Below are 17,683 nucleotides of genomic sequence, written 5' to 3'. Positions count from 1 at the left end.
ACCGGCCCAATTCCGGGCTTTCTTAATCGACCCCGATCCGGGGACCGCCTGTTGCGCCCCGCCAGAAGCCGGGGCCGACATGACCACCAACCACCACAGACAGGAAGCGATCCAGCGCGGCGCGCGCATGTTGCGCACCGCGCTCGGCCCCGCCATTGCCCGGCTGCTCGAAGACCCGGCCGTGGTCGAGGTAATGTTGAACCCGGACGGTCGCCTTTGGGTGGACCGGCTGTCCGAAGGGCTTTCCGACACGGGCGAACGCCTGTCCGCCGCCGATGGCGAACGCATCGTGCGGCTGGTCGCGCATCATGTCGGCGCAGAGGTTCATGCCCGCAGCCCCCGCGTCTCGGCAGAGCTGCCCGAGAGCGGGGAACGGTTCGAGGGCCTTTTGCCGCCCGTGGTCGCCGCGCCGGCCTTCGCCATCCGTAAACCTGCCGTCGCGGTGTTCACGCTCGACGACTATGTGGCCGCCGGCATCATGTCTGCCGATCAGGCGGAAACGCTGCGCGAAGCCGTCGCAGCCCGCGCCAATATCTTGGTGGCGGGCGGCACTTCCACCGGCAAGACCACGCTCACCAATGCCCTTTTGGCGGAGGTCGCCAAGGGCGCGGATCGTGTCGTCATCATCGAAGACACCCGCGAGCTGCAATGTGCCGCGCCCAATCTGGTGGCGCTGCGCACCAAGGATGGCGTCGCCAGCCTGTCGGACCTTGTGCGGTCCTCGCTGCGCCTGCGCCCCGACCGCATCCCGATTGGGGAGGTGCGCGGATCGGAAGCCCTCGACCTGCTCAAAGCATGGGGCACGGGCCATCCCGGCGGGATCGGCACCATTCACGCCGGCACCGGCATCGGCGCGCTTCGTCGCCTTGAACAGCTCATCCAAGAGGCTGTCGTCACGGTCCCGCGTGCGCTGATCGCCGAGACTATCGACCTTGTTGCCGTCCTTTCCGGGCGCGGTTCCGCGCGCCGGCTGGCCGAGCTTGCCCGCGTCGAGGGGCTGGGGCCGGACGGCGACTACCGCATCACGCATCCCATCCCTTCGGCAATCCCCACCAGCACAGGAGAATCTTCATGATCCGCACCCTTACGCGCGGCTATCGCTTCGCCACGACCGCCGCATCTGCCCTTGCCATCAGCCTCATGCTTGCCCCGGCCGCCCATGCGTCCGGTTCGTCGATGCCATGGGAACAGCCCTTGCAGCAAATCCTCCAGTCCATCGAGGGGCCGGTCGCCAAGATCATCGCCGTCATCATCATCATCGTGACGGGCCTGACCCTCGCGTTCGGCGATACCAGCGGCGGCTTCCGTCGCCTGATCCAGATCGTTTTCGGCCTGTCCATCGCGTTCGCCGCATCGAGCTTCTTCCTGTCTTTCTTCTCGTTCGGCGGCGGGGCGCTCGTTTGATGGCGGGCGGCCTCGAACTGCTCGACGCGGTGCCGGGCTTCACGGTCCCGGTCCACCGGGCGCTGACCGAGCATATTTTGCTCGGCGGCGCACCGCGCTCCATCGCCATCATGAACGGAACGCTGGCCGGAGCCGTGGGCCTCGGTTTGCGCCTCTGGCTGGTCGGCATCGCCATTTGGGCAATCGGCCATTTCGCAGCCGTATGGGCGGCGAAGCGCGATCCCCAATTCGTCGAGGTCGGGCGTAGGCATCTGCGCGTCCCCGGCCATCTGGCGGTGTGAGGGCGCGGCCATGATGAACCTTTCCGAATATCGCCGCACCGCCGCCCGGCTCGCCGACTATTTGCCATGGGCCGCATTGCTCGGCTCCGGCGTCGTCTTGAACAAGGACGGCAGTTTTCAGAGGACCGCGAAGTTTCGCGGTCCCGATCTGGATTCCGCCGTCGCGGCCGAGCTGGTCGCCGTCGCCGGCCGCATCAATAACGCCGTGCGCCGCCTCGGCTCCGGCTGGAGCATCTTTGTTGAGGCGCAGCGCAGCGAGGCCGCGACCTATCCCGACAGCACCTTTCCCGATGCGGCATCGGCGCTGGTCGATGCCGAGCGCAAAGCCGGGTTCGAGGAAGCAGGCACGCATTTCGTGTCGGGCTATTTCCTGACCTTCCTCTGGCTGCCCCCGGCCGAGGAAGCCGCCCGCGCCGAAACATGGCTCTACGAGGGCCGCGAGAAAACCGGCGTGGACCCGTGGGAGCTGCTGCGCGGCTTCATCGACCGCACCGACCGCGTGCTGGCTTTGCTCGACGGCTTCATGCCCGAGTGCCGTTGGATGGATGATGGCGCGACGCTGACCTATCTCCACTCCACCATCTCGACCAACCGGCATCGCGTGCGCGTGCCCGAGGTGCCCATGCACCTCGATGCGCTGCTCGCCGACCAGCCCTTGACCGGCGGGCTGGAGCCGCGCCTTGGGACCAAGCATCTGCGCGTGCTGACCATCGTGGGATTCCCGACCGCGACGACGCCGGGCCTGCTCGACGAAATGAACCGCCTGCCGTTCCCCTACAGGTGGAGCACGCGCGCGATCCTGCTCGACAAGACCGACGCGACGCGGCTGCTGACCCGCATCCGCCGCCAATGGTTTGCGAAGCGCAAGAGCATCGCCGCGATCTTGAAAGAGGTGATGACCAACGAGGCGTCCGCGCTGGTGGACACCGACGCGGCCAACAAGGCGCTCGACGCCGACATGGCCTTGCAGGAACTCGGCGCGGACGTGGCGGGCATGGCCTATGTCACGGCCACCGTCACCGTATGGGATGCCGACCCGCGCCTAGCCGACGAGAAGCTGCGCCTGGTCGAGAAGATCGTTCAGGGGCGCGACTTCACCGCCATGCCCGAGAGCGTCAACGCGGTTGACGCATGGCTCGGCAGCCTGCCCGGACACGCCTACGCCAATGTCCGCCAGCCGCCCATCAGCACATTGAATCTCGCCCACATGATCCCGCTGTCGGCGGTGTGGGCGGGGCCGGAACGGGACGAGCATTTCGGTGCGCCCCCTCTGCTCTTTGGAAAGACCGAAGGCTCAACCCCGTTCCGGTTGTCTTTGCATGTCGGCGACGTAGGGCACACCCTTGTCGTCGGCCCCACGGGCGCGGGCAAGAGCGTGCTGCTCGCCCTTATGGCCTTGCAGTTCCGGCGCTACGCCGGATCGCAGGTCTTCGCCTTCGACTTCGGCGGCAGCATCCGCGCCGCCGCGCTCGCCATGGGCGGCGACTGGCACGACCTTGGTGGCGGGCTGACAGAAGGGGCCGAGGCGTCCGTCTCGCTCCAGCCGCTCGCCCGCATCCACGACACCTATGAACGCGCATGGGCGGCGGACTGGATCGCCGCCATCCTCATGCGGGAAGGCATCGCCATCACGCCCGAGGTCAAAGAGTATCTTTGGACGGCGCTGACTTCGCTGGCCTCGGCCCCGGTCGAGGAACGCACCATCACCGGCCTTGCGGTGCTGCTGCAATCCAACGATCTGAAACAGGCGCTCCGGCCGTTCTGCGTCGGCGGTGCCTATGGCCGGCTGCTCGACGCCGAAGCCGAACATCTCGGCTCGGCGGATGTGCAGGCGTTCGAGATCGAGGGCCTTGTCGGGACTGGAGCGGCCCCGGCCGTGCTGTCCTACCTGTTCCACCGCATCGGCGACCGGCTCGACGGGCGGCCGACGCTTCTCATCATAGATGAAGGCTGGCTTGCGCTGGACGACGAGGGTTTCGCCGGCCAGCTCCGCGAATGGCTGAAAACGCTCCGCAAAAAGAACGCCAGCGTCATCTTCGCCACGCAAAGCCTGTCCGACATTGACGGCAGCAACATCGCGCCCGCGATCATCGAGAGCTGCCCGACGCGGCTTCTGCTGCCGAACGAGCGCGCCATCGAGCCGCAGATTACCGAGATTTACCGGCGTTTCGGGTTGAATGACCGGCAGATCGAAATCCTCGCACGGGCCACGCCCAAGCGCGACTACTACTGCCAGTCGAGGCGCGGCAATCGCCTGTTCGAGCTTGGCCTGTCCGAAATCGGCCTCGCGCTCTGCGCCGCATCCGCCAAATCCGACCAGACGCTCATTGCACAGATCGTCGCCGAACACGGCCGCGACGGCTTCCTCGCCGCATGGCTACGCGCGCGCGGCGTCGAGTGGGCGGCCGAGCTGATCCCCAACCTCACCAATCTTGCCGACCGGCCGGAATCCGCCGCGCCGGCCCGGCTCGATACCCACCCCACACAGGAGATTCTTCCATGACCTATCCCAAGTTTGTCGGGGCTTCGGCCCTCGCGCTGGCGCTCGCAGTGCCCGTCGCGCTGTCGCCCATGCTGGCAAGCCCGGCCCATGCGCAATTCGGTTTCGGCCGGATCGTCTATGACCCGAGCAACTACGCGCAAAACCTGCTCACGGCAGCGCGCACGCTGGAGCAGATCAACAACCAGATCACCAGCCTCCAGAACGAGGCGCAGATGCTCATCAATCAGGCCCGCAATCTGGCGAGCCTGCCGTATTCGTCGCTCCAGCAGCTCCAGCAGAACGTGAGCCGGACGCAGCAGCTTCTTAGCCAAGCGCAGAACATCGCGTTCGAGGTCGGGCAGATCGACCAAGCGTTTCAACAGCAATACGGCAACGTCTCGCTTTCGACGACCGACGCCCAGCTTGTCGCCGATGCGCGCAGCCGGTGGGAGAACACGGTCGGCGGCTTGCAGGACGCAATGCGCGTGCAGGCGGGTGCGGTCGGCAACATCGACAGCAACCGCGCCGAGATGGCCGCGCTTGTCGGCCAGAGCCAAGGCGCGACCGGCGCGCTGCAAGCCACGCAGGCCGGCAACCAGCTTCTCGCGCTCCAGTCACAGCAGCTTTCCGATCTGATCGCGGTCATCTCGGCGAACGGCCGCGCCGACGCGCTGACCGAAGCCGAGCGCGCGACCGCCGCCGAACAGGGCCGCATCCAGCGCGAGCGTTTCCTGACGCCCGGCAGCGGCTATCAGCCGGGTAACGCGCAGATGTTCAACAACGGCAACAACTGACCGGGAGGCTCGCCATGGACGGCAAGATGCTGGTCCGGCTCGGGGCCGTGGTGTTCGTTGCGATTGCCTTGACAGTGACCGCAATCGACATGACGCGGAAGGACGAGCCTTCCGCGTCACGGCCGGCATCGGCCCTCCAGCCCCCGGCCGATCCCCTGCGCGAAACCCTGCGCCGTTGCCAGCAACTCGGCGAGGCGGCGGCGAGCGACACCGACTGCCTCGCCGCATGGGCTGAATCCCGCGACCGCTTCCTCGGCCGTGACCGCAGCGAGGCGCGCTGACCATGGGAAACACGGGCGTCATCGACAATTTCCTCGGCGTATTCACGCGCTACATCGACAGCGGGTTCGGGCTGTTGTCTGGCGAAGTCGCCTTCATCGCTACCACCCTGATCGTCATCGACGTGACGCTTGCCGCGCTCTTTTGGGCATGGGGCGCAGATGACGACATCATCGCTCGGCTGGTGAAGAAGACCCTTTTCGTGGGCGTCTTCGCCTACATCATCGGCAATTGGAACAACCTCGCCCGGATCGTCTTCGAGAGCTTCGCCGGCCTCGGTCTCATGGCGTCGGGCACCGGCTTTTCTGTCACCGGTCTGACGCGGCCGGGCCGCGTAGCGCAGACCGGCCTCGACGCCGGCCGCCCGCTGCTCGACTCCATTTCCGACCTGATGGGCTGGATCGCCTTCTTCGAGAACTTCATCCAGATCGCGTGCCTGCTGTTCGCATGGGCGCTCGTGGTGTTGGCCTTCTTCATCCTCGCCATCCAGCTTTTCGTGACCCTCATCGAGTTCAAGCTGACCACGCTTGCCGGCTTCGTCCTCATCCCCTTCGGCCTGTTCGGCAAGACCGCCTTCATGGCCGAGAAGGTCTTGGGCAACGTGGTGTCCTCCGGCATCAAGGTTCTGGTGCTCGCCGTCATCATCGGTATCGGCAGCACCTTGTTTTCGCAATTCACGGCCGGTTTCGGCGGGGCGACCCCGACCATCGACGACGCCATGGCGATTGTGCTGGCAGCTCTGTCGCTGCTCGGCCTCGGCATCTTCGGCCCCGGCATAGCAAACGGCATCGTTTCGGGCGGCCCGCAGCTCGGCGCGGGTGCTGCCGTGGGAACCGGGCTTGCGGTCGCAGGTGCAGCCGTCGCCGCTGGCGGCGGGGCCATGCTCGCCGCCAAAGGTGGTGCCGCTGCCCTGTCCGGCGGGGCCGCGGCCGTCCGCGGCGGCGCGGCCACCGCGGGCGCGGCGACCGCCGCCTATAGCGTCGGATCGCTTGGCCAGTCCGGCGCGGCAGGCGTCGCCTCCGGTCTCGGCGGCGTCGGCCGCGCAGCAGGTTCGGCCGCCATCTCACCCCTCAAACGCGCCGCCGCGCGGGCCAGCGAATCCGTCAAATCCAGCTTCTCCGAAGGTTCGAAGGCCGGATTCGGCGCAAGCGGCGGCAGCTCCACCATGGGAACGGTCGGCGGGAGCGATGCTGCGCCCGCATCGCCGGCACCATCCGCCGGTCCTCCGGCCTGGGCGCAGCGCATGCAGCGTTCGCAAGCCCTCAACCACGGCACGACCATGGCCGCCCATGCGGTGCGCTCCGGCGACAGCCACGGCTCCGGTTCCTCCATCAATCTTTCCGAAAGTGACCGCTCATGAGCATCTTCAAACGACCAGCAACTCATTACGGCAAGACGCCGGAACCCGAGACGCCTTATCAGCGCGCCGCGCAAGTGTGGGACGAGCGTATCGGCTCGGCCCGCGTGCAGGCGCGGAACTGGCGGCTCATGGCCTTCGGCTCGCTGATCCTCTCGGCCGGCTTCGCCTCTGCGCTGGTCTGGCAGTCCGCGCGTGGGACCGTGGTGCCTTGGGTCGTGCAGGTGGACAATCTCGGTCAGGCGCAGACCGTCGCGCCAGCCAATGCCGACTATCGCCCGACCGATCCGCAGATTGCTTTCCATCTCGGCCGCTTCATCGAACAGGTCCGCGCGATCCCGGCCGACGCGATCATCGTCCGCCAGAACTGGCTTCGCGCCTATGAATGGACCACGGATCGCGGCGCGGCGGCATTGAACGATTACGCCCGCGCCAATGACCCTTTCACCAAGGTCGGCCGCCAACAGGTCGCCGTCGAGGTGTCCAGCGTCATCCGGGCCTCGCCCAACAGCTTCCGCGTCGCGTGGACGGAAAGGCATTTCGAGAACGGCCAGCTTTCCACCACGGAACGATGGACGGCCATCCTCACTATCGTCATCCAGCCGCCGCGCGACGCCGAGCGCCTGCGCGCCAATCCGCTGGGAATCTACGTCAATGCAATTTCGTGGTCGCGGGAGATGAGCCAATGAAAACGTCAGCTTGCATCAATCACCTCGCTGATCTTTCCCTTGGAGATCATGAAGAACGAGGTGCCCGCTATCTCGATCTTCTGCCCAGCCTTCCAGCCGTTGGGCAGGTCGGCCTTGACCTTGGCGCGATAGCCGATGCGCACCGCTGCACGGTCCTCAATGGCGATGCAGTCGAGAATTGTCTGTTCTCTTTCCGCAAACAATTCAACACCCTGTTCCGCCAACGCGCGAAATGCCTCAATCCCATGCGTCTCGTTCGTCACTTCTCCGTTCGATCTGTTGATAAACCGAACGTCGCCCGACAGGCAGTCGAGCATCGCCTGAACATTCATCGTGTTGTAGGCGTCGATATACCGGGCAACAATCGTCGGGACAGTATCCATCCTGTCAGTTCCTCACTACTAATCCTAAAGCCGCTATCGTATGCTATTTTTGTGACGGTCGTGGCAATCGCTTTGACCGGCTGCGCCACCAATCGGATGCCGCAATTCAGCTATGACGCCAGCGTTCCGCCGCTGCCGACCGTGCAGGCGGCAGCAGTCGACAACACGCCCCGGCCGCTGCATGTGCCCCCGGCATGGACCGTGGCGCGGGGCGGTACGGCTGCCGGCACGCCGACCGGCCGCGTCGAGAACGCCAATGCAGCCGCCCGCGTCGAGCCGCGCCGCGAAGGCTACTACAACGCCATCCAGATATATCCGTGGTCGGAAGGCGCGCTCTATCAGGTCTATGCCGCAGTCGGGCAGATCACGACGATCGCGCTGGAGCCGGGCGAGAGCCTGACCGGCGCGGGGCCAATCGCGGCGGGCGACACCGCCCGCTGGATCATCGGCGACACGGAATCCGGTTCGGGCGCGAACCGCCGCGTCCATATCCTCGTGAAGCCGACGCGACCCGACATCGCCACCAACCTTGTCGTCACCACCGACCGGCGCACCTACATGATCGAGCTGCGCGCCCGGGAATCGCTCTACATGCCCGCCGTCGCCTGGGCCTATCCCGCGACGCCCGGCCAGCGCCGCACCGTTCCGACAGCCCCGATCATCCCCGCCGAGGCGGCGCGGAACTATCGCTACGCCTTGCAGGTGCAGGGCGATAGCCCGCCATGGCGGCCCGTCTCCGTCTTCGACGATGGCCGCCGCGTCTATGTCGTCTTCCCGGCCGGGATCGTGCAGGGCGAGATGCCGCCCATCTTCGTGCTTGGCGCGAACGGCGAGCCGCAGATCGTCAACAGCCGAGTCCACCAGAACGTCCTGATCGTGGACCGCCTGTTCGGCGCGGCCGAGCTGCGCCTTGGCTCTGGCAGCCGCCAGCAGGTCGTCAGGATCGTCCGCACCAACCCGACGCAGGCCGCCGACGCGCAGCCCGCCAGCGCGACCGGAGGCTCCCCGTCATGACCGACAACACCATCACCGAAACCGCAGCCCCCATGCGGCTGCGCGCCGAGCCGCCGCGCGTCACCCGCCTGTCCCGCAAGATGCTGGCGGGCGTCGGCGCGGTTGCGTTGCTCGGCATCGGCGGCGCACTCATCTATGCGCTCCAGACCCGCGACGGAGGGCCGGACGGCGGCGAACTCTACTCGACCGAGAACCGGCCCACGGCGGACGGCCTCGCCGGTCTGCCAAGCGACTATAGCGGGCCGGTGCTCGGCCCCGCGCTGCCCGGAGATTTGGGCCGTCCGATCCTCGACGCGCAGAACCGAGGGCAGCCCGTCGCACCGCCTACGATGGCGACGCCCGCCGTCGATCCCGCCGAGGAACGCCGCCGCGCCGAGGAAGAAGCCGCGCGCTTAAGCAATGTGTTCTTCCAGTCCGGCCCGCGCACGGGATCGCCGGCAGGGACGGCCATGCCCAGCCTTGCCGGTCTTGGCCTCGGCGGACAGCCCGCGACGCAGGACCGGCACGCGGCTTTCCTCAATGGACCCGTGGACCGGCAGACTGTCGCGCCGGATCGTGTCGCGCCGCCGGCATCGCCCTACATCCTTCAGGCCGGGGCCGTGATTCCGGCCGCGCTCATCACCGGCATCCGTTCGGACCTGCCGGGCCAGATCACGGCTCAAGTGACCGAGAACGTCTATGACAGCCCGACCGGGTCGCTGCTGCTGATCCCGCAGGGAACGCGCATCATCGGCCAATACGATGACGGCGTGACCTTCGGCCAGCGAAGGGTGCTCTTGGTGTGGAACCGCCTGATCCTGCCGGGCGGCCGTTCCATCGTCCTTGAGCGTCTGCCGGGTGCGGACGCTTCCGGTTACGCCGGGCTTGAGGATGGCGTGGATTACCACTGGTGGGATCTGATGAAGGCCGCAGGGCTGTCCACGCTGCTCGCAGTCGGCACGGAACTGGCGACCAGCGACGAGGACCGGCTTATCCGGGCCATCCGCGACGGGGCGCAGGATACCGTCAATCAGGCGGGGCAGCAGATCGTCCAGCGCCAGTTGCAGGTCGCACCGACGCTGACCATCCGGCCCGGCTTCCCGGTCAGGATCATCGTCACCCGCGACCTTGTATTCGAACCGGCAGGAGGTTGACCATGACCAAGCTGAAACTCGGCCCGCTGCCCGACGACAAGCCCGTGAAGATCACCGTGGAGCTGCCTGCGCCACTTCACCGCGATCTGGTCGCCTATGCCGAGGTGCTGGCCCGCGAGAGCGGCCAGCCCGCCGCCGATCCCGTCAGGCTCATCGTGCCGATGCTGGAGCGGTTCATCGCAACGGATCGCGGCTTCGCCAAGGCACGGCGAGCCGCCAACTGAGTCCCATCCCGGCAGGGGTGCCGCCAGCGCATAGGCGCAAATGCGGCACGCTACAGGCCGCCGACTGCCCTCCATGGTTCGCCTAATTCCGGGGCCTTGAGCGCCTCGGATTCCAACAGAACCAAGGAGGATTCCATGTGCGCAGAGCGCCGCCGCGCCCGGAGAGGGCGACCGCGACAGTCGATCCCCGAACCACTTCCCGACGATCTTTTCGACTACGCCGACGATCCTACGCCCGACGGCCGGACGCGAGCCGGCAACATGCCACTTCTCGGCCCGGATGGGCAGAGGATGCGTGTCACCGACGACTGGCCCGAAGACATTCCCGTCACCGAAGCCGAGATTGACGTGTTCGAGCGTTGGTTCGGCGATGTGTTCGACGAACTCTTGAACCCGAGAAAGCCGAATGACAGCTTGCAATACCTATCACAAACTGATAGGAAAAAGACGTGAGCGTGGATCGTGATCCAAGCCTCGACACGCTTCTGGACCTCGACGGACAGATGCTCTTTGTCGATCCCGAGGGCGGCCATTGGGTGAAGTTCGTCGTCACCCGCGTTCCGGCCTCGCCGGAAAAGCCGCACGGCCTCGATTATTCGCTCACGCTTCACGAGCCTTCGGGCGAACGGCTGGTCGGCTTCGACAATGCCCATCCGGTCGGCCGAGGCAGGCGCGGCGCGCCGATGGACCATCGGCACCGCTTTCAGACCGTGAAGCCTTACGCCTACGAGGATGCGGCCACGCTGCTGGCCGACTTCTGGCAGGCCGTGGACGCGGTATTGAAGGAACGAGGTGCCCTATGACCACATTGAAAGTCGGGATTGCCGACTATGAAGAAATGAAGGCCCGCACCATGCGGATCGCGCGCGGCGAGGAAAAACCTGCGCCCAGCGATCCGAAGGTGTGGTTCACCTCGACCGAATCCTTTGCCAAGGTGCTGTCGGCCGGCAACCGCGAACTGCTGCGCATCATCGCCGAGAAAGCCCCGGCATCGCTGGAGGAACTGGCGGAAATCACCGGCCGGGCCGGCTCCAATCTGTCACGCACCCTGAAAACCATGGAGAACTACGGTCTTGTGCGACTCGAACCGGGGCATGGGCGTAAGCTCGCGCCCAAGGTGGTGCATGACCGCGTGGAGCTGGCGTTGCCCCTGATCGACCACCCCAAGATGAAGAAAGCTATGGGAGGCCGACCATGAACATTCACAGCCCAACCACTACCGCCCGCGCCGCGCTCTACCTGCGCGTTTCGACTGCCCGGCAGGCGGAGCATGATATTTCCATTCCCGACCAGAAGCGGCAGGGCGAAGCCTATTGCGAGCAGCGCGGCTATCAGCTCGTTGAGACTTATGTGGAACCGGGCGCAACCGCCACCAACGACAAGCGCCCCGAATTCCAGCGCATGATCGAGGCGGGCACGTCGAAGCCCGCGCCCTTCGACATTGTCGTGGTGCATAGCTTCTCGCGCTTCTTCCGCGATCACTTCGAGATGGAGTTCTACGTTCGCAAGCTGGCGAAGAACGGCGTCAAGCTCGTGTCCATCACGCAGGAAATGGGCGACGATCCCATGCACCAGATGATGCGGCAGATCATGGCGCTGTTCGACGAATACCAGTCCAAGGAGAACGCCAAGCACGTCCTGCGCGCCATGAACGAGAATGCCCGGCAGGGTTTCTGGAACGGCGCACGGCCGCCCATCGGCTATCGCATCGTCGCGGCCGAGCAGCGCGGATCGAAGATCAAGAAGAAGCTGGAGATCGACCCGCTGCACGCCGACACCGTGCGGCTGATCTATCGCCTGTTCCTCGAAGGAGACGGCACGTCCGGCGCGATGGGCGTCAAGGCCATCGCCACCTATCTCAACGAGCGCCGCTTCTTCACCCGCGACGGAGGGCGTTGGGGATTGGCGCAAATCCACGCCATCCTGACCCGCACCACCTATATCGGCGAGCACAGGTTCAACACCCGCTCGCACAAGGATCGGGAGAAGAAGCCGGAGAGCGAGGTCGCCATCATGGCGGTGCCGCCCCTAATCGAGCGCGAGACGTTCGACGCGGTGCAAGCCCGCCTCAAGTCCCGCAATCCCATGGTGACGCCTGCACGTGTCTCCAGCGGCCCGACGCTCCTGACCGGCATTTGCTTCTGCGCCAAGTGCGGGGGAGCGATGACGCTTCGCACCGGCCAAGGCAGCACGGGCGCGACATACCGCTACTATACCTGCTCGACCAAGGCCCGGCAGGGCAAGACCGGCTGCAAGGGTCGCACGATCCCCATGGACAAGCTGGACCATACGGTCGCCGATTATATCGGGGACCGCCTGCTCCTGCCCAAGCGGTTGGAAACCGTCCTTGCCAGCGTCATCGACCGCCGACAGGAACGCACCGAGCGCCGCCGCGAGCATCTTGCCGAGCTTCAAAGGCGAATCACGGAAGCCGACCAGCGGCTCGGCCGTCTCTTTGACGCCATCGAAGCCGGCATGGTGGACAAGGACGACGCCATGGCAAAGGAACGCATGGTGAGCCTCAAGGCATTGCGGGATCAAGCCGCCGCCGACGCGGAGCGCACGCAGCTCGCGCTCGATAGTTCAGGCAATCAGGGCGTCACCCCCGATATGCTCAAGGGGTTTGCCCGCAAAGCCCGTGAACGGATCAGGCTCAACGATGGCGGCTACCGCCGCGACCATCTACGCGCGCTGGCGCAGCGTGTCGAGGTTGCCGACGACGAGGTTCGCATCATGGGATCGAAGTCGGAACTGCTGCGAACGCTGGTCGCCGCTTCAAGCGTAGAAACGGCGGCGTTCGGCGTTCATAGTTCTGTTCTGAAATGGCGCACCCGACAGGATTCGAACCTGTGACCTACGGCTTCGGAGGCCGTCACTCTATCCAGCTGAGCTACGGGTGCATCAATGTTCAGATAGTATCCGCGATTGAGCAGGGTCAATCCCGAAACCAGATTCTCGAATCGGCGCTCTTGGTGCAGGTCCGAAGCCTGCCAAATTCCGCCGTTCGCGCTCTACAACCTCCTTCAAGTTTGCTTCCGTGGTGCTTCCGCGACCCAGAGAGCGGTTTTCATGCTTCCGTCGATTTCCGCCAACTACTTGGCTTTCCTCGATTTTTTGAACACCCACAACAAGAACTCTTGACTTAGCGTTGCCTTCGGAGGGCAGCGCTCTATCCAGCTGAGCTACGGGTGCCTTGCGCGCTCATTAGCGTGACTGGGCGCGCTCTGCAATGGCGTTTGCGCAAGAGATTGCGCGACTGATGGCCATTATCCGCGGTCGTCCGCCGGTCGGGGTCAGTGGAAACACCATTTCGTTTGCCGGCCAACCCTTTTACGCAGACAAAAGCTCGGATATGTTTTCTGCAATGCAGCGCATTTGCCCCTGCGGCAGCAGCGCGGAGGCTGTGCAAGGTACAGGTAGACCATGGCAACTGGGAATAAATCCACGAAATCCGCCGCTGCAAAAGCCGCCAAGCCGAAGGCCCCGGCCAAACCCCGCAGTCGCAAGACCGCCGCGAAACCCGAAGCCGTCAAACCTCAGCCTGTCAGCTGGCCGCCCGCGAATCTGCTGATCGTGGCGCAGAAGGGGCGACTGGAGGCCGAGGCGTTGGTTTTTGCGGCCAGCCTGCGGGCCAATGCGCCCGACTGGAAGGGTCGCCTGTTCGTGGCCGAGCCGCAGCCCGAAGCCGCCTGGGCCGGGCACGAGACCCGCATCAGCGACGAGAACCGCGCCTTGCTGGAGGCGATGGGCGCCACCATCCTGCCCTTCACCGCCACCCGTTTCGGCGCCAGCTATCCTTATGGCAACAAGATCGAGGCGCTGGCCGCCCTGCCTGCCGGTGAGCCGTTCGTCTTTTTCGACACCGATACGCTGATTATCGGCCCGCTGGACAAGGTTGCATTCGACTTTGCCCGGCCCTCGGCCTCGATGCGGCGCGAGGGGACGTGGCCGCAGCCGCCGATCTATGGTCCGGGCTTTGGAGGGATCTGGAAATCGCTTTACGACCGCTTTGGCCTCGATTTCGAATCGTCACTGGACCTGAGCCAGCCGGACGAGCATTGGACGCGCTATCTCTATTTCAACGCGGGCTGGTTCTTTGGTGCCGATCCGGTCGAATTCGGGCGGCGTTTTGGCGAATGGGCGGAAGAGGTCAGGCGCGATCCGGGCGATGCGCTGGCTTGCCAAAGTCTCGATCCCTGGCTGGATCAGGCGGTGCTGCCGCTGGTGATCCATTCCTTCGGCGGCGGCCGGCCCGGACCGGAACTGGACGGGCTGGATGGTGACATCACCTGCCATTACCGCAACCTGCCACTGCTTTATGCGCGCGAAGGCGACAGCACCGTGGACAAGCTGGAAGAGGCCGTGGCGCCCAACAAGCTCAAGAAGCGTCTGCGCGAATGGGAGGCTGCGAAAAAGCTGATCTATCAGCGCAAGGGCCGCGACAAGGTCCGCCCGTTGTTCGATCGCAGCGCACTGCCGACCAAGGAACAGGCAATCCGCAACACGCTGAAGAACAAGGGCTGGTGGCTGATCTGACCCACGCCCGGCCTTGACCGACGCGCTGAGGAAAAGGCCCGGATCTGCATCCGGGCCTTCTCGATTGGCGGATCAGGACAGAACCTGATCGCAGCGCCCGCAGACACCGGGATGGGCATGCGATCCGACATCGGGCAGGATCTTCCAGCAACGCTGGCATTTCTCGCCCTCGGCCAATTCGAACACCACGCCAAGACCGGGCAGTTCGGACAGGCGGAAGGCCTCGGCCGGGGTGGGATCGGCGGTCAGCGACAGGTCCGAGGTGATGCAGATATCGGCGAACTCCACCGATTTCAGCGCCGCCAGCATCTCGGGCTCCTCGACATGGACGACCGGCGCGGCCTCGAGACTGGCGCCGATGGTCTTGTCGGTCCGCTTGACCTCCAGCGCGGCGGTAACCACGCGGCGGGCACGGCGGATATGGTCCCATTTCACCGCCAGCGGCTCGTTCAGCCAGTCGGCGGGCGTCGCCGGGAAGTCATGCAGATGCACGCTGTCGGATTCAGACGGGAAGCGCGACAGCCAGACATCCTCGGTCGTGAAGGGCAGGATCGGCGCCAGCCATGTGACCAGCCGGTGGAACAGGATGTCCAGCACCGTCCGGGCGGCCCGGCGGCGCAGACTGTCCGACGCGTCGCAATAAAGCGCATCCTTGCGGATGTCGAAATAGAAGGCCGACAGATCGACGGTGCAGAACTGGAACAGCGTCTGGAACAGCCCCTGGAAATCATAGGCGTCGTAACCCTTGCGCACCGCATGATCCAGCTGCGCCAGACGATGCAGCACCCATTGCTCCAGCTCGGGCATCTGATCGGGCGCGAGCTTCTCGGCCTCGTCGAAACCGGCCAGGCTGCCCAGCATGAAGCGCAACGTATTGCGCAGCCGGCGATAGCTGTCGGCCACCCCTTTCAGGATTTCCGGCCCGATGCGGCTGTCGGCGCTGTAATCGACCTGCGCCACCCAAAGCCGCAGGATATCGGCGCCATATTGTTCGACGACCTTGGCGGGGACGATGGTATTGCCCAGAGATTTGGACATCTTCATGCCCTTCTCATCCAGCGTGAACCCATGCGTCAGCACACCCTTATAGGGCGCGCGCCCCTTCGTCGCGCTGGCCTGCAACAACGAGGACTGGAACCAGCCGCGATGCTGGTCGGTGCCTTCCAGATACAGATCGGCAATGCCATCGGGCGAGCCATCGGCGCGGTCGCGCAGCACGAAAGCATGGGTCGAACCGCTGTCGAACCACACGTCCAGCACATCCATGACCTGTTCGTAATCCTCGGGGTTCGCCACGCCGTCAAGCATCTGTGCCTTGAAGCCGTCGCGATACCAGCTATCGGCACCGTCCCGTTCAAAGGCGGCGATGATCCGGTCATTCACCCGCTGATCGCGCAGCAGGTAATCCGCGGCATCGGGCTTGACGCCGCGACGCACGAAACAGGTCAGCGGCACCCCCCATGCCCGCTGGCGCGACAGCACCCAGTCGGGCCGGTTCTCGACCATCGAGTGGATGCGGTTGCGCCCCGATTGCGGGGTCCAGCGCACCAGCCTGTCGATACTGGCCAGCGCGCGGGCGCGGATGGTGTCGCCATATTCGCCCATGCCGTCAGCCAGCGGCTTGTCGATGGCCGCGAACCATTGCGGCGTATTGCGATAGATCAGCGGCGCCTTCGACCGCCAGCTATGCGGATAGCTGTGTTTGACCTTGCCCTTCGCCAGCAGCGCGCCGGCATAAGCCAGTTGCTTGATGACGCTGACATTGCCCGGCCCGTCCTTCCCATCGGGCTGAATGATCGCCTCGCCCCCGAAGATCGGCAGATTCGCGCGATAGGATCCGTCCGGCTCGACATTATAGGTCATCGGCAACCCGTGCTTCAGACCAAGCTGATAGTCGTCGTCGCCATGACTGGGCGCGGTATGAACGAACCCCGTCCCCGCCTCATCGGTGACGTGATCGCCGGGCAGCATCGGCACGTCGTAATCCCATTCGCCATCTGCGCCTTCGACGCCACGGAACGGATGGGCCAGCAGCAGTCCCTCAAGATCCGCCGCAGGCACATCGGCCACACGGCGATAACCCTCGACCTTCGCCGCCACCATCACGCTCTCGGCCAGCGCATCGGCCAGAACCAGCCTTTCACCGGGAGTCGCCGTGGCGTTTTCGGCCGCCGCTTCCACCTCATACAGCCCATAGGCGATGCCGGGATTGAAGGCCACCGCGCGGTTCTGCGGAATCGTCCAGGGCGTCGTCGTCCAGATCACCACCGAAGCGCCGCCCAAGGCATCGCCCACCGGCCTGAACCGCACCCAGATCGTGTGGCTGGTATGGTCCTTGTATTCGACCTCGGCTTCGGCCAGCGCGGTCTTTTCGACCGGCGACCACATCACCGGCTTCGACCCCTGATAGAGGCTGCCATTCATCACAAGCTTCATGAACTCGGCCGCGATCACCGCCTCGGCGTGGAAATCCATGGTCAGATAGGGATCGTCCCACTTGCCGGTGACGCCCAGCCGCTTGAACTCGTCGCGCTGCACATCCACCCAATGCTCGGCAAAGCGGCGGCATTCCTGCCGGAACTCGACCACATCGACGGCGTCCTTGTCCTGCCCCTTCTGGCGATACTGCTCCTCGATCTTCCATTCGATCGGCAGCCCGTGGCAGTCCCAGCCGGGAACATAGCGCGCATCCCGCCCCATCATCTGCTGCGAGCGGGTGATGAAATCCTTCAGCACCTTGTTCAGCGCATGCCCGATATGCAGGTTGCCGTTCGCATAGGGCGGGCCATCATGCAAAATGAACGGCGCCCTGCCCCCGGACCGCTCTCGCAGCCGGTCATAGATGCCGATCCGTGCCCACCGGGCCAGCCATTCCGGCTCGCGCAGTGGCAGACCGGCCCGCATCGGGAAATCGGTCTGCGGCAGGAAAACGGTCTCGCGGTAATCGGTGACGTCAGGGCGACTGTCATTCGCGCTCATGGCGGCATTCCTTCATCGGGCAAGGGGTCATTCGGTCATGGCAGGCCCGGCGGCGCGAAACCTCACGCCACCGGGCTGCTAATTCGTATGCCGCACACCGGAAATTCCATGCCGCCCTCTATAGAAAG

18 protein-coding genes and 1 tRNA gene are annotated in these 17,683 nt (G+C 65.2%); 16 read left to right on the top strand and 3 right to left on the bottom strand.

Annotation, left to right across the window (positions count from 1 at the left end):
* The first annotated feature begins 127 nt into the window (after positions 1–127).
* From trbB to trbF, 8 genes are read left to right on the top strand one after another with little or no spacing between them, the layout of a single operon-like run.
* Positions 128–1,075 carry a P-type conjugative transfer ATPase TrbB gene (trbB, locus tag JHW40_RS12505; RefSeq protein WP_200973972.1) on the top strand — a complete coding sequence of 316 codons (948 nt, stop codon included), beginning with the start codon at positions 128–130 and terminating at the stop codon, positions 1,073–1,075.
* Positions 1,072–1,404 carry a TrbC/VirB2 family type IV secretion system protein gene (locus tag JHW40_RS12500; RefSeq protein WP_029074261.1) on the top strand — a complete coding sequence of 111 codons (333 nt, stop codon included), beginning with the start codon at positions 1,072–1,074 and terminating at the stop codon, positions 1,402–1,404. The genes trbB and JHW40_RS12500 overlap by 4 nt, the downstream gene beginning before the upstream one ends.
* Complete coding sequence (locus tag JHW40_RS12495) at positions 1,404–1,685, top strand: VirB3 family type IV secretion system protein (protein ID WP_029074260.1); 282 nt, start codon at positions 1,404–1,406, stop codon at positions 1,683–1,685. The genes JHW40_RS12500 and JHW40_RS12495 overlap by 1 nt, the downstream gene beginning before the upstream one ends.
* Positions 1,686–1,695: 10 nt before the next feature.
* Positions 1,696–4,188, top strand: coding sequence for a conjugal transfer protein TrbE (trbE, locus tag JHW40_RS12490; protein ID WP_029074259.1), 2,493 nt, complete (start codon positions 1,696–1,698; stop codon positions 4,186–4,188).
* Complete coding sequence (gene trbJ / locus JHW40_RS12485) at positions 4,185–4,961, top strand: P-type conjugative transfer protein TrbJ (RefSeq protein ID WP_029074258.1); 777 nt, start codon at positions 4,185–4,187, stop codon at positions 4,959–4,961. The genes trbE and trbJ overlap by 4 nt, the downstream gene beginning before the upstream one ends.
* 14 nt (positions 4,962–4,975) lie before the next feature.
* On the top strand, positions 4,976–5,242 hold the full coding sequence (gene trbK-alt, locus JHW40_RS12480) for a putative entry exclusion protein TrbK-alt (RefSeq protein WP_031623918.1): 267 nt from the start codon (positions 4,976–4,978) through the stop codon (positions 5,240–5,242).
* A gap of 2 nt (positions 5,243–5,244) precedes the next feature.
* Positions 5,245–6,600 (top strand): P-type conjugative transfer protein TrbL, encoded by a 1,356-nt coding sequence (trbL, locus tag JHW40_RS12475; protein WP_029074256.1) that lies wholly within the window; start codon positions 5,245–5,247, stop codon positions 6,598–6,600.
* Entirely contained in the window at positions 6,597–7,286 is a 690-nt protein-coding gene (gene trbF, locus JHW40_RS12470; protein WP_031623919.1) for a conjugal transfer protein TrbF, read from the top strand. Before trbL ends, trbF begins: the two co-directional genes overlap by 4 nt.
* Positions 7,287–7,291: 5 nt before the next feature.
* On the opposite strand, the gene JHW40_RS12465 is transcribed toward trbF, so the two are convergent.
* Positions 7,292–7,669, bottom strand: a complete 378-nt coding sequence (locus JHW40_RS12465; protein WP_029074878.1) for a nuclear transport factor 2 family protein — start codon at positions 7,667–7,669, stop codon at positions 7,292–7,294.
* Positions 7,670–7,765: 96 nt separating this feature from the next.
* Here JHW40_RS12465 and trbG point away from each other — a divergent pair, with 96 nt between their 5' ends.
* The 7 genes from trbG to JHW40_RS12430 all read left to right on the top strand — a co-directional run bounded on the left by trbG (position 7,766) and on the right by JHW40_RS12430 (position 12,893).
* Positions 7,766–8,683 (top strand): P-type conjugative transfer protein TrbG, encoded by a 918-nt coding sequence (gene trbG / locus JHW40_RS12460; RefSeq protein WP_200523655.1) that lies wholly within the window; start codon positions 7,766–7,768, stop codon positions 8,681–8,683.
* Positions 8,680–9,816 carry a TraB/TrbI/VirB10 family type IV secretion system protein gene (locus tag JHW40_RS12455; protein WP_031623920.1) on the top strand — a complete coding sequence of 379 codons (1,137 nt, stop codon included), beginning with the start codon at positions 8,680–8,682 and terminating at the stop codon, positions 9,814–9,816. Before trbG ends, JHW40_RS12455 begins: the two co-directional genes overlap by 4 nt.
* A gap of 2 nt (positions 9,817–9,818) precedes the next feature.
* Positions 9,819–10,040, top strand: coding sequence for a DUF2274 domain-containing protein (locus JHW40_RS12450; protein WP_029074252.1), 222 nt, complete (start codon positions 9,819–9,821; stop codon positions 10,038–10,040).
* Positions 10,041–10,175: 135 nt separating this feature from the next.
* Positions 10,176–10,493, top strand: a complete 318-nt coding sequence (locus JHW40_RS12445) for a hypothetical protein (protein WP_029074251.1) — start codon at positions 10,176–10,178, stop codon at positions 10,491–10,493.
* Positions 10,490–10,843: a toxin-antitoxin system TumE family protein gene (locus tag JHW40_RS12440; RefSeq protein WP_029074250.1), complete on the top strand. Its 354-nt coding sequence runs from the start codon at positions 10,490–10,492 to the stop codon at positions 10,841–10,843. The genes JHW40_RS12445 and JHW40_RS12440 overlap by 4 nt, the downstream gene beginning before the upstream one ends.
* The gene (locus tag JHW40_RS12435) at positions 10,840–11,238 is read left to right on the top strand and encodes an HVO_A0114 family putative DNA-binding protein (RefSeq protein WP_029074249.1); all 399 of its coding nucleotides are present in this window, start codon (positions 10,840–10,842) and stop codon (positions 11,236–11,238) included. The genes JHW40_RS12440 and JHW40_RS12435 overlap by 4 nt, the downstream gene beginning before the upstream one ends.
* Positions 11,235–12,893, top strand: a complete 1,659-nt coding sequence (locus tag JHW40_RS12430) for a recombinase family protein (protein WP_090612816.1) — start codon at positions 11,235–11,237, stop codon at positions 12,891–12,893. The genes JHW40_RS12435 and JHW40_RS12430 overlap by 4 nt, the downstream gene beginning before the upstream one ends.
* Here JHW40_RS12430 and JHW40_RS12425 read toward each other — a convergent pair.
* Positions 12,864–12,940: transfer RNA gene (locus JHW40_RS12425), tRNA-Arg, on the bottom strand. The two genes, JHW40_RS12430 and JHW40_RS12425, sit on opposite strands and share 30 nt — an antisense overlap.
* A 523-nt stretch (positions 12,941–13,463) precedes the next feature.
* Here JHW40_RS12425 and JHW40_RS12420 point away from each other — a divergent pair.
* Positions 13,464–14,576, top strand: coding sequence for a hypothetical protein (locus tag JHW40_RS12420; RefSeq protein ID WP_244519216.1), 1,113 nt, complete (start codon positions 13,464–13,466; stop codon positions 14,574–14,576).
* 72 nt (positions 14,577–14,648) lie between these two features.
* Here JHW40_RS12420 and ileS read toward each other — a convergent pair whose 3' ends face one another.
* The gene (gene ileS, locus JHW40_RS12415; protein WP_090612814.1) at positions 14,649–17,555 is read right to left on the bottom strand and encodes an isoleucine--tRNA ligase; all 2,907 of its coding nucleotides are present in this window, start codon (positions 17,553–17,555) and stop codon (positions 14,649–14,651) included.
* Between the last annotated feature and the right edge of the window lie 128 nt (positions 17,556–17,683).

This window comes from Paracoccus alcaliphilus (genome assembly GCF_028553725.1).
GTDB lineage: Bacteria > Pseudomonadota > Alphaproteobacteria > Rhodobacterales > Rhodobacteraceae > Paracoccus > Paracoccus alcaliphilus.
The sequence above is the reverse complement of the archived record's forward strand: the minus strand, read 5'-3'. Positions and strand labels throughout refer to the sequence as shown.

Excerpts from the sequence above, each read along its gene's own strand:
- trbK-alt (WP_031623918.1), top strand. The coding sequence starts at position 4,976 with ATGGACGGCAAGATGCTGGTCCGGCTCGGGGCCGTGGTGTTCGTTGCG.
- trbL (WP_029074256.1), top strand. The coding sequence starts at position 5,245 with ATGGGAAACACGGGCGTCATCGACAATTTCCTCGGCGTATTCACGCGC.
- JHW40_RS12445 (WP_029074251.1), top strand. The coding sequence starts at position 10,176 with ATGTGCGCAGAGCGCCGCCGCGCCCGGAGAGGGCGACCGCGACAGTCG.
- trbF (WP_031623919.1), top strand. The coding sequence starts at position 6,597 with ATGAGCATCTTCAAACGACCAGCAACTCATTACGGCAAGACGCCGGAA.
- trbB (WP_200973972.1), top strand. The coding sequence starts at position 128 with ATGTTGCGCACCGCGCTCGGCCCCGCCATTGCCCGGCTGCTCGAAGAC.
- JHW40_RS12465 (WP_029074878.1), bottom strand. The coding sequence starts at position 7,669 with ATGGATACTGTCCCGACGATTGTTGCCCGGTATATCGACGCCTACAAC.
- JHW40_RS12500 (WP_029074261.1), top strand. The coding sequence starts at position 1,072 with ATGATCCGCACCCTTACGCGCGGCTATCGCTTCGCCACGACCGCCGCA.
- JHW40_RS12435 (WP_029074249.1), top strand. The coding sequence starts at position 10,840 with ATGACCACATTGAAAGTCGGGATTGCCGACTATGAAGAAATGAAGGCC.
- JHW40_RS12420 (WP_244519216.1), top strand. The coding sequence starts at position 13,464 with ATGGCAACTGGGAATAAATCCACGAAATCCGCCGCTGCAAAAGCCGCC.
- trbE (WP_029074259.1), top strand. The coding sequence starts at position 1,696 with ATGATGAACCTTTCCGAATATCGCCGCACCGCCGCCCGGCTCGCCGAC.
- JHW40_RS12495 (WP_029074260.1), top strand. The coding sequence starts at position 1,404 with ATGGCGGGCGGCCTCGAACTGCTCGACGCGGTGCCGGGCTTCACGGTC.
- JHW40_RS12455 (WP_031623920.1), top strand. The coding sequence starts at position 8,680 with ATGACCGACAACACCATCACCGAAACCGCAGCCCCCATGCGGCTGCGC.
- trbG (WP_200523655.1), top strand. The coding sequence starts at position 7,766 with ATGCCGCAATTCAGCTATGACGCCAGCGTTCCGCCGCTGCCGACCGTG.
- ileS (WP_090612814.1), bottom strand. The coding sequence starts at position 17,555 with ATGAGCGCGAATGACAGTCGCCCTGACGTCACCGATTACCGCGAGACC.
- JHW40_RS12430 (WP_090612816.1), top strand. The coding sequence starts at position 11,235 with ATGAACATTCACAGCCCAACCACTACCGCCCGCGCCGCGCTCTACCTG.
- JHW40_RS12450 (WP_029074252.1), top strand. The coding sequence starts at position 9,819 with ATGACCAAGCTGAAACTCGGCCCGCTGCCCGACGACAAGCCCGTGAAG.
- trbJ (WP_029074258.1), top strand. The coding sequence starts at position 4,185 with ATGACCTATCCCAAGTTTGTCGGGGCTTCGGCCCTCGCGCTGGCGCTC.